Genomic DNA, 15,603 nt, shown 5'->3' with positions numbered 1-15,603 from the left:
TTATTACCATGAGCACTGGCACAAAAATACCCGTTGTCTTTTTGTGGCACATGCATCAACCGGATTACCGCGATTGCGTTACCGGAACTTACTATTTTCCCTGGACTTACTTACACGCCATTAAAGACTATGTCGATATGGCCGCACACCTTGAGGCTCACCCAGAGTGCAAGGCGGTGTTTAACTTTGTGCCTATTTTGATTGAACAGCTGGACGATTACGCGCGGCAGTTAAATGCTAACCTGGAAACCGGCAGCGCCATTAAAGACCCACTGCTGGCGCTATTAACCGACGCCGAAAGACCGAGCCCGGGCAGCCCTGAGTTTCTTGACCTATTGGAAAAGTGTACCCGCGCTAACCGCGACCGTATTATCGATCGCTTCTCGCCGTTTCGCCAGTTGGTGCATATGCTCGATGCCTGGCGTCAGGATGACGATTTACCCTGCTACTTTAACCAACAGTTTCTGACTGACCTGGCCATGTGGTACCACCTGGGTTGGCTGGCCGAAACCGTGCGGCGCAAAGATCTGCGTGTCAGCGAGCTGCAAGAGCAGGGCACAGGCTTTACCGATGAGCAGCGCCGCACCTTGCTGACGGTAATTGCCGAACTGATGAGCGACTTGTTACCGCGCTACAAACGTTTAGCTGAAAGCGGACAGGCAGAAATTATTACCAGCCCCTATGCCCACCCGATAGTGCCACTGTTGCAGGATTTTAAAACTACCCGCGAGGCTATGCCGGACGCGCCACTGCCGGCGGCGTCTCACTACCCCGGCGGCAACACCCGCGCCGCCTGGCATTTACAAAAAGGGTTAGAGGTTTTTGAGTTGCACTTTGGTTTTAAGCCCAAAGGCTGTTGGGCCTCAGAGGGGGCCGTCAGCGACGCCACCTTAGAGGCCCTGGGTGAAGCCGGGTTTCGCTGGACGGCTACCGGTGATTCGGTCATGCACCACAGCCTGAAGCAACAACAAAACCAGAGCGCCGCTGACGATATTAATCAGCACCCGGATAAGCGCCATCGAGAATTTACCGTGGCGGATAAATCGGTTGGGGTGTTTTTTCGCGACGACGGTCTGTCGGACAAAATCGGTTTTGAATACGCCAACTGGCACGCCGATGATGCGGTGGGGGATTTTCTTCATCACCTGGAAAATATTGCCGACAGTGCCAGCGATCCCAAAAGCTGTGTTATTTCCATTATTATGGATGGCGAAAACGCCTGGGAGTATTACCCCGAGAACGCTTATTATTTTCTCGACACGCTTTACGCGCGCCTGGCCGACCACCCGCGTTTGTACACCACCACCTACAGCGAATGGCTCGAGCGTAAACCCACCCCGGTAGAACTTGCGGGCCTGTGTGCGGGCAGTTGGGTTTACGGCACCTTTTCTACCTGGATTGCCCATGTGGAAAAAAATAAAGCTTGGGATATGCTTTGCCAGGCAAAAACCGAATACGATGAAGTGGTGGAAGCAGGAACCCTGGACGCTGAAACCCTGGCACTGGCCACCGAACAGTTGGCTTTGTGTGAGGGCAGCGATTGGTTCTGGTGGTTTGGCGATTACAACCCTTCCGACAGCGTACGCGATTTTGATTATCTGTTTCGCCAACACATTTCCAATTTGTATCAGCTTATTGGCAAAAAAGCGCCGCCCAAAATCGACCAGCCCATCAGCAAAGGCTCGGGCACGCCCGCCAATGGCGGCGTGATGCGACAAGGGCATATGGACGGCGGCCAATGAAGCCTGCGGATATTTTTAATCGCCGCACCGCCGGTTGTTTACTGCACCCAAGCTCGCTGCCGGCAGCGGCGCTAAATGGCTGTGCCGTGCCCTGTGGCAACCTGGGTTATCACGCCAAAAACTTCGTGCGCTTTTTGCACGATGCCGGCCTGAGTGTATGGCAAATGCTGCCCACCGGCCCCACCCACGATGATCGCTCGCCCTATCAGTCTTGGTCCGCCCATGCGGGCAACCCTGAATTCATTTGCCTGCAAACCTTAATCGATTGGGGCTGGATAAATCCTGCCGCTTTGCAAGGCGTACTTAAGCGACCTCAACCTCTTAGCTTTACTCAGCTGGCCGAGTTACGGGTATTGGCCTGCGAGGCATTCTACGCCCACATTGCTACGCCCGAGGGGGGAGCGCTGGGGCAGGACTTTAAACGTTTTATCGCCGAGCAACATCATTGGTTGGATGACTTTTCGCTGTTTTTAGCGCTGCGTAACGCTCATCAAGGGGCCTCCTGGCTGGACTGGGAAGCGTCTGTGCGCCTGCGCGAGCCCGAGGCGCTGACCCGAGCGCGTAAACTCTATCGGCGCGATATTGAACAGGCACACTTTGAGCAGTTTGCGTTTTACTCCCAGTGGCAAGCACTCAAGCAAACGGCACTGGAGCAGGGTGTGCAATTGTTTGGCGATATTCCCATTTTTGTCGCCCTGGACAGCGCCGATGTCTGGGCCCACCCGGAGCAGTTTAAACTGGATAGCGCTGGCAAGCCTTTATCCGTAGCGGGTGTGCCGCCGGATTATTTTTCCGCAACCGGGCAACACTGGGGCAACCCCCATTACAACTGGGCCGTTATGCAAGCGGATAACTTTAGTTGGTGGCGCGAGCGCATAGCCGGGCAGCTGGCACAGTTTGATTTAATTCGTATCGATCATTTTCGCGGTCTAGAAGCCTACTGGGAAATTCCCGCCGATGCGCAAGATGCCCGCGGCGGAAAATGGGTAGAGGCACCGGGGCAAGAGTTATTGGCGAGTCTGTTCGAGCATTTTCACAGTTTGCCCATTGTGGCAGAAAACCTGGGGCTGATTACCGACAAAGTCGAAGCGCTGCGCAAACAATTTGCACTGCCGGGCATGCTGGTGTTGCAGTTTGGTTTTGACGGTAACGCCGAAAACATCAATGCGCCACACCACTTTGAACCGGTGAATATTGTCTACACCGGCACCCACGATAACGACACAACAGCGGGCTGGCTCGCCAGTTTGTCTACCGGGCAACGTCTGGCCCTCGGTGACTACTTGGGAGCCGAAGAGGTTAGCAGCTGGGGACTGATTAAAACCGCCCTGGCGTCTGTGGCGCGTATGGCGATTATTCCGCTGCAGGACTTTTTACAGCTGGACAACAGCGCCCGTATGAACACCCCGGGCACCACGGATAATAACTGGCACTGGCGTTTTGATTGGTCCGAGTTGCCAGAGAATTTAGCCGTACGTATTCATCACGAAGTTTCTATCTACGATCGACTGGGGCGGGATTTGCCGTTTGCCCAGGCCAATACACCAGAGGATTAACCTATGGAACACCGCGCAAGCGTTCGTACCAATACCGATTTACTGGCCGAGCTAATTACTCCCAATAAGCACCGTGCAGCCGGGCGCCTAAAAAACATTAGCCTGCTTGGCGTTTTTATTGCCACAGCACCAGACGAGTACAGGCTTCACCAGGCGTTGCACTTGGTGGTGCGGCTCACTAATGCCACCTACACATTAAAAGGAAATATTGTTCGCCTGCAGGACAATGGCATTGCTATTGAGTTGGATGCCAATGCCCAGTCCTATCATCAGTCAGCTAGTTTACTGCGCGCGATTAAAAGCTTTCATAGTGAAGCTTTGCCGGGTGCAGCTAATAAACTGGTGAATGAATAACTTGATAATAAAACGCCGGGCTAAACCCGGCGTTTTATTGTTAAAAGCTCATCTCTAAAGACACTCGCACTGTGCGCGGCTCCAGCGGGTGGTAATGCACATCCTCCACCGGTTCGGTTTCGCCCGCCAATTGCGACTCGTAGTAGTAGTCAATATCGTGGTCATCACTGTCGAGCAGGTTGAGTACATCCAGGCTTAGGGTGAAGGGCTCAAAGTGGTAACCCGCTTTTAGGTTAACCAGAGTTGATGAGCTGGATTCAACCTCGCCGGTTTCTACCAGAGGGCGCGGGCCGAAATAGCGCAGTCGCGCGCTGCCAAAAAGGCCATTGCTAAAGTTACCGCTGACCCCGAATTGCACAACATCCTTCACGGCCCCTGGAATTTCCCGGCCCGGTTGCTCGTGGGTAAACTCGGCGTCGGTGTAGGCGTATTCCAAATCCAAGGTCCAGCTATCGCTTAAACGGTAGTAGCCTGTTAACTCAAAACCGCGGCGCTCACTTTCATCGCTGGGTTCGGTATTGCCAGCGTCACCCACAAAAAGTAATTCACTGTCCAGTGTCAGGTACCACAGCGCCGCTGAAACATTAAAGTTGTGCCCCAGGTAACCGCGTACCCCCCATTCAGCGCCCAGCGAGCGTACCAATGGGTCGACGCTATCAACTGCCGCACCATCGTTGGGGTCAATCACAATCGTGGTGCCACGGGCGTCGTTAGAGTGATAACCGCTGCCGGCGGACAAATAGGTTTCCCAGTGATCTGTCAGAGTAAAAATACCGCTGGCTTTAACCGAGGCAATACCGTCTGAGGCGTCGCCCGAGTTTTGGCTGAGGTTTACGCCCGCCGTGTTAACACCGACCTTGTCGTTTACTTCAAACTCAAACTGATCGTAGCGCAGGCCAAGAACGGTCTTAAAACGCTCGCTCCACTCAATGGTGTTATCCCAGTAGGCCGCCAGGCTTAGCTCATCCACTGCATCGGCGCGCACCACGCCATCGCGAATGCGCTGTTCGGTAGTGTAAAGGCCGACCTCGCCGATATCGTCATAGCGGGTCTGCAAGCCAAAGCGGTTTTGTACGGTTTTACCCGCCCACTGGGAGTTAATGGTGTAGCGCACCTGGCCGCCGAAAATTTGCCGGTCGTCCACCTGCTCAAACTGGTCACCGCGCTCGGGGTCATCGAGAAAGTAAGTAAAATTTGACCAGAGGTTCATGCCGTAATCTATGGCATAGGCCTCCACTAACCACTGCTCATTTTCAAAGCCCAGGTTCACACTGTAGCGGTGCGACTCGCCGCCGGTGGTGGTATCAATAGAGCCCAGCTCGTCAATAATGCCTTGCTCCACCGCGCGGGCGGGAATCTGATCGGCGCTGTTCCACTGGTTGTCGTAGGCCATAAAGCCCCAGCGGAAGGTGCCGTTAGAGAGGTCGGTGGTGCCTTTTAATTGCGCGTTGATTTTGTCCAGATCCTCATCAATATCGCTCCAGGGCCCTTCGTAAGCTGTGTACTCAAGCGCCCACAGGACATCGCTGGCACCGGTGTTGATGCTGTCGGTGGCGAGCAAGCGCTGGTACTGATTTTCACCAGCGGTTAATTGCACCATACCCTGGTTGCGCTTGCGCAAGCTGTTAATATTCGCCGCGCCCGCACCGCTAAAGTCGCCCACATCGGCGTAGTAGGGGCCTTTTTGGTAGTAAAGCGTTCCCACCGTTTCGGGAATAATAAAATTGATATCGGTATAACCCTGGCCGTGACCATGGGTGCGCATATTGACCGGCATGCCGTCATAAGCGGTGGCGAAGTCGGTGCCATGGTCCAGGTTAAAGCCGCGCAGAAAATACTGGTTGGCCTTGCCCGTACCACTGTGTTGGGTAACTACCATGCCCGGCACCAGCTCTAGAATTTCTCCCACGCGCAACATGGCTCGTATTTCCATATCCGCTTGGGATACCATCCCTTGCGATGCGGACATACTTTTGCCAATCAGGTTGGTGCGCTGGCCCGACACATTGATCTCTTCGATAATGGGGTGGGCGCTGACCCAGGGGCTAATTGCCATCACACTGATAATGCCCGCTTTAATAGATCTTTGACGATCCATGACTGCTCCTTTTTTATATAAAACCTAATCACTCTACGGCGCAGGCTGCCTGATGGATTCAGTGGCGCCGTTGAAAAACGCGATATTCTAGCGGCGGCTTGCTCAAAGCGGAGGGCAAGCGCACATGGCCGTACCACTAAAGCGTAAAAAACAGTTACAATTCAGCGTGTTAGAGAAAAGAATTAACCTTGAGTAAAAAGCGATAAAAACCGCGTCGCAATCGGTTTTGGGCAAACGAATGAAACATCGGTCACAAAGTAACACCTTGCCGCAATTGGGAGAGCTAGAGCTTTCGGTGTTACGCCTGCTGTGGGAGTGCCCGGAGCAGGAGGCAAAAAACATTTGGCAGGCTTTGCCCCAGGCAGAGCGCTTAAGCCTTAACACGGTACAGTCCACCCTCGAGCGCTTGCATCGCAAACAGCTTTTGCATCGGCACAAAAAGGGCAGGGCCTATTTTTATCGCCCGGCGCTAGAGCGCGGCGAGTTTTTAGGCAAATTACTGGGCGGGGTCATTGCCAAAGTTCACACGGGTACCTTATCGCCAATTCTCAGCGGATTTGTCGACTTTGCCGATAACATCAGCGAAGAGTCGCTGACCGAACTGGAACAGTTGATTGCCGCTAAAAAACAAAAGCGCCAGGTGGCCCCATGAGCAGTTTGCTCGCGCCTGTCAGCCAGTGGTTGTTGCTCTGGGTGCTCGCACTGCTGGTACTGCGCATGGTTTACTCTGCGCTCAGGCAACCTTTAATGCGCCTTCATCCCTCGGATGCAGCGACTATACAGCTAGCGCTTTACGCTGTGCCGGTGGTGTTAAGTGGCGCTTTGGTGTGGGCCGTTAACGGCGGCGCAGGGGGGCTGCTCTTATCTCACTGCCACGGTGATATTTGTAGCCAGCATCGCCCGGACATTCAGTACCCGCTGCTACTGCTGATTCTCGGCGCGGGGCTTTTGTCCGCTTTACTGTTGTGGGCGCTGTGGCACTGGCAGCGCGATCGCCGCCGCGCACGGCAACTGCTGCAATTAGCCGAGCGCCAGGGCGACTGGTGGATATTGCCCACTCAGGCCCCTACGGCTTTTACCCTGGGCTTTTGGCATTGCAAGCTGGTTGCCAGCCAGGGGCTGCTCGCCGCCCTTAGCCCCGACGCATTGCAAGTTATTGCCGCGCACGAACAAGCGCACAAGCGCCGTGGCGACAACCTGCGCAATGTTCTCGCCCGCCTTGCGCTGCTGCCGGCGCTGCCCGTGTGTCGGCAATTGCTGGCAGACCTTGACCTCAACCACGAAAAAGCCTGCGACCGCGCTGCCTGCCAGCGTAATTCCCCCACTTTGGTGGCGCAGACTATTATCGATGTAACCCGTCTGCAGCAATCCGCCACGGATACTCCCAGCGCCAGCTTTTTTGCTCGCAGCCACGTTAGCGCCAGGGTGCAAGCCCTGTTGGCCCCAGTGCCGCAGCGCGCTCACAGCGGTATTATTATGTGCCTTATTTGGCTTTTTGCCGCCATGGGCTTTACTCTGGGGCTAGATCCCTTGCACCATCTGTTGGAGTGGCTCTGGTAGCAGGCTCGCCAGAGCATTGTCACAATCTGAACCAACAGACGCAGCAATGCGTACCTATTAGCCTTGGCCATTAACGGTCACTACTGTATATTTAGCCAGTCTTTTTATCCGCTGCGAGAATACTATCCATGAGTTTCGACGCCATTAAAGTGCGCGGCGCGCGCCAGAACAACCTGAAGAACCTCGACTTAGACATCCCTTTAGGGGAAATGGTGGTGGTTACCGGAGTCAGCGGCTCGGGCAAGTCTACGCTGGCGTTCGATACCATCTACGCCGAGGGCCAGCGTCGCTACGTTGAAACTTTCTCGGCCTATGCGCGACAATTCCTGGACCGCATGGATAAACCCGCCGTCGATAGCATTGACGGCATTCCCCCGGCCATTGCCATCGAGCAGAACAACACGGTGCGGACCTCGCGCTCGACCGTGGGTACCATGACCGAGCTTAACGATTACCTAAAACTGCTGTTTGCTCGCGTGGCCACACTCTATTGCTCGGGTTGCGGCGATCCGGTGGTTATTGATACGCCCCAGAGTATTGTTGAGTCGCTGTACAGCAACTGGCCCGCCGAGCAACGTCTGATGGTATGCCTGCCCATTACCGTGCCGGAAAAGCTCAGCGATGATGAAGTACTGCAACTGCTCAACCAGCAGGGGTATGCCCGCATTCACCAACGCGACGGTAGCCGGGTAGAAGTGGTGCAGGACCGCCTGCGCCTAAACGATGACAATCGCGGCCGCTTAACCGAAGCGCTGGAAGCGGCGTTGCACTATGGCAAAGGCCATGTGCTGGTTTACCCGCTGGACGACAACCGCGAGGTCGGACAGGCGGCGCATTACTCCAGTCACCACCATTGCCCCAGTTGCGATATTACCTACGGCAAACCCACGCCCAGCCACTTTTCGTTTAACTCGCCCATCGGCGCCTGTGAAACCTGCAAAGGCTTTGGCCGGGTTATCGGGGTGGATTGGGGCCTGGTGATTCCCGACGAAAACAAAAGTTTAAAAGACGGCGCTATTAAGCCCATCCAAACCCCAAGCTACGCTGAAGTGCAGCGCGATTTAATCAAATTCGCCAAAAAACGCGGTATTGCGATTACCACCGCCTGGAAAGACTTAAGCGAAGAAGATCGCCAGTGGGTGATTGAAGGCGAGGGCAGTTGGAGCAAAGGCGTCTGGTACGGGGTGCGTGAATTCTTCGATTGGCTGGAATCCAAAGCCTACAAAATGCACATTCGGGTGCTGCTGTCGAAGTATCGCGCCTATACCCCGTGTAAGGCCTGTGGCGGGGCGCGCTTAAAACCCGAATCACTCTGGTGGCGCATCGGCTCGTTTGCCGAGGCGCAAAAAGCCCTGGCGGGACGCACGCGCTTTAAGCCTGTGGGCGCCACCCTGGCCGACAAAACCTTTCACAAACTGCCGGGTTTAAACATTGCCGATACCATGCAGTTGCCTCTGGCCAATGCCTTGGCGTTTTTTAACCAGTTGGCGGCGGACAGCGGCTCGGCCATTGACGAGGCCACCGAGCTTTTGCTGGGCGAGGTGCGCTCGCGCCTCGGCTTTTTGTGCGAAGTGGGGCTTGAGTATTTAACGCTTGATCGTCAATCGCGCACTTTAAGTGGCGGCGAAGTGCAGCGCATAAATTTAACCACCGCGCTCGGTACTTCGCTGGTAAATACATTGTTTGTGCTGGACGAACCCAGCACCGGTTTGCATCCGCGCGATATTGATCGGTTGGTGAATGTTCTGCACCGATTGCGCGACGCGGGTAATTCACTGTTAGTGGTAGAACACGATCCGCAGGTGATTCTGGCCGCCGATCGCATTTTGGATATTGGCCCCAAACCCGGTCGTGATGGCGGCAATATCGAGTTTTTCGGTACCCCCAAGGCGTTGTTAAAGCGCAAAAACAACACCACGGCGCGCTATTTGAACGGCAGTGAACAAATTGAAATGACGGTGACCGATGGCGTCGCCGAAATGTCACCTCAATATCTGCCGGATCTAAATGCGCTGCACAGTAAAACCATCGAGATCAAAGGCGCCTGCGAGCATAATCTGAAAAACATTGATGTCCGTATTCCGCTGGGTAAATTGGTGTGTTTAACCGGGGTTAGCGGCTCGGGAAAATCCACCTTGATGCGTCAGATTTTGTATCCGGCACTGCTCAAACATTTTGGCGAGCAAACCGAAGCGCCCGGCGCACACGATTGTATTATCGGCTTAGAAGCCGTGGATAAAGTCGTGATGGTGGACCAAAGCCCCATCGGCAAAACCACCCGCTCGACACCGGCTACCTATGTGGGCGCCTATGACGCCATCCGCAAGTGCTTTGTCGCCACGCCCCAAGCCAAAGAGCGCGGCTACAAACCCGGCATTTTCAGCTTTAACTCAGGCAATGGCCGCTGCCCTACTTGTCAGGGCAACGGCTTTGAACACGTGGAAATGCAGTTTTTAAGCGATGTGTACCTGCGTTGCCCCGATTGTGACGGCAAACGCTTTCGCGACGAAATTCTGGAGATTAAATTACTCAAAGACAAACGCGCGGTATCCATAGCCGATGCTCTGGCTATGACCGTTAGTGAGGCTCTGAGCTTTTTTGACGACAAGCCCGAAGTGGTTAAAAGTTTGCAGCCATTGGCCGATGTGGGGCTGGATTATGTGCAGTTGGGACAGGCGGTGCCTACTTTAAGTGGTGGTGAAGCGCAGCGTTTAAAACTGGCGGGCCATTTGGCGGCCAGCAAAGGGAAAGACCGCGACCATATTTTGTTTATGTTCGACGAGCCTACCACGGGGTTACATTTTTCCGATATCGCCACGCTTATGCAGGCGTTCCGGCAGCTGCAGGCGGCCGGGCATTCGCTGCTGATTATCGAGCACAACCTGGATGTCATTCGTGCCGCCGACTGGATGATCGACATCGGCCCCGAGGGAGGCGATGCCGGCGGCGAGCTGATTACCCAGGGCACACCCATTGAGGTGATGCAGCAGGGCACGGGTTACACTGCCAAAGCCCTGAATGATTACGTAAAAACCCTTTCAAAAGGCTCACCGCTGTCCGAAGCAAACGCCAGAGCAGCATCGAAAAAAGCCGCTAACGTGATCAGTGTGCACCACGCCCGCGAACACAACCTAAAAAATATTGACGTGACCATTCCGCGCGATAAGCTCACGGTTATTTCCGGCGTGAGCGGCAGTGGTAAAAGTACCCTAGCGTTCGATTTAATTTTTGGCGAAGGTCAGCGCCGCTACCTGGAATCACTCAACGCCTACGCCCGCCAGTTTGTGCAGCCCGCCTCGCGCCCGGATGTGGACGCCATTTACGGCATTCCTCCGGCGGTGGCCATTGAGCAACGCACCAGTCGCGGCGGACGCAAAAGTACCGTGGCGACCCTGACCGAAATTTATCACTACCTGCGCTTAATGTTCGTTAAATTAGGTGTGCAGCATTGCCCCAGCTGCGATGTGCCCATCGAACCGCAAACGGCGGATGCCATTATGGCGCGGGTGCAAAAAGACTATCGCGGCAAAGAAGTCACTTTACTGGCGCCCATGGTGGTGGCGCGCAAGGGCATCTACCGCGAGTTGGCGCAGTGGGCGGCGGAAAAAGGCTTTTCGCAATTGCGAGTGGACGGCCACTACCAACCCACGGACAACTGGCCCGCGCTCGATCGGTACAAAGAACACGATATTGAACTGCCATTTGCCACGATTAACGTAACGCCGCAAAACAGCAGCGAACTTATGCAGGCGCTGGAGCAAACCCTAAGCCTGGGGAATGGTGTGGTTGTTATTGCCCCCGCGGGTAAGAGCAAAGAGCGTTTATTTTCTACCCAAAGGGCGTGTCCCAGCTGCGGCTGCGGCTTTCCCGAGCTGGACCCGCGCCTGTTTTCCTATAACTCTAAACACGGTTGGTGCGAAGGCTGTTTTGGCACGGGCGTTAAGTTAAAAGGGTTTGATGAAGAACAAACCGGTGAAGAAAACACCTGGCAACCGGAAGAGGACGACACGGAAACCGTGTGCCCCAAGTGCGACGGACAGCGCTTAAACCCTACCGCGCTGGCGGTGCGCTTTCACGACCGTTCTATCGCCCAGCTGGCGGCCCAGCCGGTGGACGATGCTGAGAAATGGTTTGGCAAGCTGACACTGAAAAAGTCCGAGCAGGCCATCGCTCGCGACCTGCTTAGTGAAATGCAAAACCGGCTGCACTTTTTGCAGAAGGTTGGGCTGAATTATTTAACCCTGGATCGCGCCGCGCCCACCTTAAGTGGCGGCGAGGCCCAGCGTATTCGCTTGGCCGCGCAACTGGGTTCCAGCTTGCAGGGCGTGTGCTATGTGCTGGATGAACCCACCATCGGTCTACATACCCGCGATAATCGCCAGCTGTTGCAAACCCTGCGCGAGTTGCAGCAGCAAGGCAATACTGTACTGGTAGTAGAGCACGACGAAGACACCATGCGCGAGGCAGATCATATTATCGATATTGGCCCCCGCGCCGGGGTTAACGGCGGCAAGGTGGTGGGCGAGGGCAGCGTCGCCATGCTTATGAAAAACAAGCAGTCGCTCACCGGGCAAATGCTGGCCAACCCCTTGCGCCACCCTATGCCTGAATTGCGCAACCCCGAAATGCGCGCTCTGTGGGAAAAAGAAGCGCTTACCGTGGAGGGTGCAACGCAAAACAACCTAAAAAGTGTCAATGTCTCGGTGCCCCTGCATCAGCTGGTCGCTATTACCGGTGTCAGCGGCAGCGGCAAAAGTACCCTGGTGCGCGGCGTGCTCTATCCCAACGTGAAAACCGCGATTGCCAATAAACGCAAGAAAACACAGCGCTGGCAGGGCGCCGATAACATCACCGGCTGGGAAGGCATTGACCGCATTTTGGAAGTCGACCAAACTCCCATCGGCAAAACCCCACGCTCTTGTCCGGCGACTTATATCGGCATCTGGGATGCAATCCGTAAACTGTTTGCCGGTACCGTGGACGCGCGCTTGCGCGGATACACCCCCGCGCGCTTTTCCTTCAACGCCGGTGACGGCCGCTGTAATGCCTGCGGCGGGCAGGGGATGCAGAAAATCGAAATGAATTTTCTCCCCGATGTGCGCGTGCCCTGCGATGTGTGTCACGGCTGGCGCTTTAACGATGAAACCCTGAGCGTGCGCTACAAAGGCAAACACATTGGCGATGTGCTGGCCATGAACATCGATGAAGCGGCCGAGTTTTTTAAACCGATCAGTAAAGTGCATCATGCGCTTTGTTTACTGCAAGACGTGGGCTTGGGTTATCTGACCCTTGGGCAACAGAGCCCAACGCTAAGCGGCGGTGAAGCCCAGCGCATTAAGCTGGTGGCGGAGCTGGCCAAAGCCAAAATGACCCCGGAAGATGCCAAAGGGCGCGTCAACCAGCACAACCTGTATGTGCTGGACGAACCCACCGTGGGGCTGCATATGGCCGATGTCGATAAGCTACTACACGTTCTGCACAGACTGGTGGATGCGGGTAACTCCGTATTGGTGATTGAGCACAATCTGGATGTCGTGGCCGAGGCCGACTGGATTATCGATATGGGACCGGAAGGTGGTTCCGGTGGCGGTAAGGTCGTCGCGCAAGGCACACCGGCGACGGTGATTAAGCGCAAGCGGTCATTGACGGGGCAGTTTTTGCAAGAGATATTCAATGGCTAGTCCGACAATTGCCACCATACCAACCTTAGTGAAATATAACGGTATTGAGATCGGACAAGAGTTTTTGGGAGTAGGCAGTCAAAAACGTTAGCGGTTTCGACATCTAAATTACCGAATTGTTAACAAGCCTGCTGGTGAAAGCATTGATATTCGCTAATATTATGTTTTGCCATTATGCAAACCTAGCGGAGTGGTTGCTATGAGGAACACGCAATTGTCCCGAGTTTTAACTTATTTCACTCTACTGCTTATCACTGTTGGCTTAGTCTCTTGCGGTTCTGTGAGTAGTACAAAAAGATTGTCAGGCTTGGTAACAGACATCCCCATTGGAATCATCGATGGGGTGCCACTGACCATTAATATTGCCTTTCCTGAAAAGCGTTCGCAGAAACCTCGTCCGGCTCTGCTGATTATCCACGGAGGGGGATTCGTTTCCGGGAATAAAGACTCTAAGAACAATCAAATTCAAAAAGCGACCCGCCTTGGCTTTGTGGCGGCAAGCGCCATGTACCGACTTGCGCCTGAATACAAATTTCCAGCCCAGTTGGATGACATTAAGCTGGCTATTCGCCATTTGAAAGCCAATGCCGAGGCGTACAACATCGATCCAGATCGGATTCTGCTCAGTGGTGCCTCAGCGGGCGGCTATCTAGCCGTTATGGCAGGGGTAACGGGAAACGCCGAAGGTTTTTCGGACTACGGATTGTACCCGGGTGTGGACTCCCGGGTGCACGCCGTTGCCGCTCAATCAGCACCTATCGGTGACTTTCGATTGTCGAAATACGACGACAGCCCCATGTTGGAACGACTGGCGGGTTCAGATCCGAAAGCGACAACCCAGGTTCGGGCGGCCATGTCTCCCGCTCGTTACCTAGACGCTGGTGACCCACCTTTCTTTTTGTCTCATGGCGATCAGGACTCTGTGGTACCTGTGGATATGAGCCGAGAGTTCGTGGCCGAACTGGATAAAATTGAACACAACGTAGAATATTATGAAGTGAAAGGAGGCGAACACAGCCTTAAAAAATCAACGCCTGAAGGCGCCCAAGTGGTCTATCAACGATATTTAGCGTTTCTTGTAAAATGGGCAAAATAATTTCAAGCCTACGAGCTTTTACATGACTCAAAGCAACTAAATATTGCCTTGTTTTGAATACTAATCACACATTCAATTACGTGTACTGGCCCGGCCTCACTTTTTATGGATGCCACCTTAGAACTATTAAGACCGCTAATTCACTATTCCTTTCATCTGCTGGTTCCGGTGGTATTCGCTAAATTGTTTTGGCAGCAAAACTGGCGCAAAGCGGCTCTGATTATGTTGGCTACCATGCTGATTGACGCCGATCATTTGTTAGCCGACCCAATCTTTGACCCCAACCGCTGCAGTATTGGTTTTCACCCGCTGCACACAGTGTGGGCCGGTGCTGTGTATGGCTTATTATTGATCATACCGTCATGGAAGTGGCGCGCTGTCGCCGTGGGCTGCCTTTGGCATTTGGCGACGGACTTTACCGATTGCTGGCTGGGTGGCACTTTGACCTAGCGAATAGAACTGTTTATGTCGCTTGTTTGAATTTAGGATACCCAAAGGTGTTTTGCCCGAAACAGATAAAGAGGCGAGCGAAAAGCCCGCCTCTTAGAGCTATTTGACCGCTTTTACCCCTTCCGTGGTCTGAATAACCTTTTGCAGGCTACCGTCGTCGTTATAGTGCAAATAATCAATTGCCATAGAGCGACGATAACTGCCACCGGTGTTAGGGTGCTGCCGCATCCCGGTGTGGTAAAAGAAATAAGACTGGCCTTTAAAGTCAATTACGCCCTGGTGAATGGTGTTGCTGTTAGCTGCGCCCTCAGCCAGTAGCCCCCGGTAGGTCCAGGGGCCTTCGATGCTGGTGGCGGTCGAATAGGCCGTTTTTTCGGGAAAGCCTGCCGCATAAGTCAGGTAGTACAGGTCGCCGCGCTTATGAATCCAGGGCGCCTCGGTAAAATTCTTCACTTGTTCGTCCGGTATCACGTGGATCGGGCCGTCCAGCTCGATCATATTGGGTTTAAGCTTGGCGTAGTAGGCCTTTTGATTGCCCCAGAACAGCCAGGCTTGTCCGTCATCATCTATATAAGCAGCGGGATCAATATCATCCCAGGAGATATCCGTGGCGGTGGTCATGTCGTTGGTAACTAGCGCCGAGCCGCGGGCATCCTTAAAGGGGCCGGTGGGCGAGTCGCTGACGGCGACACCAATAGCCTTGCCTTTAATGGTTTTATGGCTCGAGGTGGTGTACCAGTAAAACTTGCCATTTTTTTCAATGGTATGTGACGCCCACGCCGAGCCCGATGACCACTCGTAGTCGGTAGGTTTAAAGGGCGAACCATGGGATTTCCAGTTCACCATGTCCGTAGATGAATACACCAGCCACTCGTGCATGGTATAGAAATCGTCGGGTTCTGCCTGATCGTGGCCGACGTAAACGTAGACGGTATCACCTACAACCAGCGGCGCGGGGTCGGCGGTAAAGGTATCGGTAATCGCGGGGTTATCGGCCCATGTAAGGCTGGATAGGGCGCTCGTAAGTAGGGCGGCGGCGAATCTTTTCATGATTTTATCCTTATGA

Annotated in this window: 10 protein-coding genes; 8 read left to right on the top strand and 2 right to left on the bottom strand. The window is 54.2% G+C overall.

Features of this window, described 5'->3' with window-relative positions:
* Positions 1 to 8: 8 nt before the first annotated feature.
* Genes NHM04_RS02385 through NHM04_RS02375 form a run of 3 tightly spaced genes read left to right on the top strand, consistent with a single transcriptional unit; the run spans position 9 to position 3,652 of the window.
* Positions 9 to 1,742 carry a glycoside hydrolase family 57 protein gene (locus tag NHM04_RS02385; RefSeq protein WP_254265457.1) on the top strand — a complete coding sequence of 578 codons (1,734 nt, stop codon included), beginning with the start codon at positions 9 to 11 and terminating at the stop codon, positions 1,740 to 1,742.
* Complete coding sequence (malQ, locus tag NHM04_RS02380; protein WP_254265456.1) at positions 1,739 to 3,298, top strand: 4-alpha-glucanotransferase; 1,560 nt, start codon at positions 1,739 to 1,741, stop codon at positions 3,296 to 3,298. Before NHM04_RS02385 ends, malQ begins: the two co-directional genes overlap by 4 nt.
* 3 nt (positions 3,299 to 3,301) lie before the next feature.
* Entirely contained in the window at positions 3,302 to 3,652 is a 351-nt protein-coding gene (locus tag NHM04_RS02375; protein ID WP_254265455.1) for a PilZ domain-containing protein, read from the top strand.
* Between the two features lie 40 nt (positions 3,653 to 3,692).
* On the opposite strand, the gene NHM04_RS02370 is transcribed toward NHM04_RS02375, so the two are convergent.
* A complete protein-coding gene (locus NHM04_RS02370) occupies positions 3,693 to 5,750 on the bottom strand; it encodes a TonB-dependent receptor (protein WP_254265454.1) in 2,058 nt (685 codons plus the stop codon).
* A gap of 238 nt (positions 5,751 to 5,988) precedes the next feature.
* On the opposite strand from NHM04_RS02370, the gene NHM04_RS02365 reads away from it, so the two are divergent.
* The 5 genes from NHM04_RS02365 to NHM04_RS02345 all read left to right on the top strand — a co-directional run bounded on the left by NHM04_RS02365 (position 5,989) and on the right by NHM04_RS02345 (position 14,537).
* The gene (locus NHM04_RS02365) at positions 5,989 to 6,402 is read left to right on the top strand and encodes a BlaI/MecI/CopY family transcriptional regulator (protein ID WP_254265453.1); all 414 of its coding nucleotides are present in this window, start codon (positions 5,989 to 5,991) and stop codon (positions 6,400 to 6,402) included.
* On the top strand, positions 6,399 to 7,310 hold the full coding sequence (locus tag NHM04_RS02360) for a M56 family metallopeptidase (protein ID WP_254265452.1): 912 nt from the start codon (positions 6,399 to 6,401) through the stop codon (positions 7,308 to 7,310). The genes NHM04_RS02365 and NHM04_RS02360 overlap by 4 nt, the downstream gene beginning before the upstream one ends.
* Before the next feature lie 128 nt (positions 7,311 to 7,438).
* Entirely contained in the window at positions 7,439 to 12,991 is a 5,553-nt protein-coding gene (gene uvrA, locus NHM04_RS02355; protein ID WP_254265451.1) for an excinuclease ABC subunit UvrA, read from the top strand.
* A 199-nt stretch (positions 12,992 to 13,190) separates the two neighbouring features.
* On the top strand, positions 13,191 to 14,087 hold the full coding sequence (locus NHM04_RS02350; protein ID WP_254265450.1) for an alpha/beta hydrolase: 897 nt from the start codon (positions 13,191 to 13,193) through the stop codon (positions 14,085 to 14,087).
* A gap of 105 nt (positions 14,088 to 14,192) precedes the next feature.
* Complete coding sequence (locus NHM04_RS02345; RefSeq protein WP_254265449.1) at positions 14,193 to 14,537, top strand: DUF6122 family protein; 345 nt, start codon at positions 14,193 to 14,195, stop codon at positions 14,535 to 14,537.
* Positions 14,538 to 14,636: 99 nt separating this feature from the next.
* Here NHM04_RS02345 and NHM04_RS02340 read toward each other — a convergent pair whose 3' ends face one another.
* Complete coding sequence (locus tag NHM04_RS02340) at positions 14,637 to 15,587, bottom strand: glycoside hydrolase family 43 protein (RefSeq protein ID WP_254265448.1); 951 nt, start codon at positions 15,585 to 15,587, stop codon at positions 14,637 to 14,639.
* Between the last annotated feature and the right edge of the window lie 16 nt (positions 15,588 to 15,603).

The sequence above is a fragment of the Gilvimarinus sp. DA14 genome (genome assembly GCF_024204685.1).
Taxonomy (GTDB): Bacteria; Pseudomonadota; Gammaproteobacteria; order Pseudomonadales; family Cellvibrionaceae; genus Gilvimarinus.
This window is presented reverse-complemented; position numbering and strand designations above follow the sequence as displayed.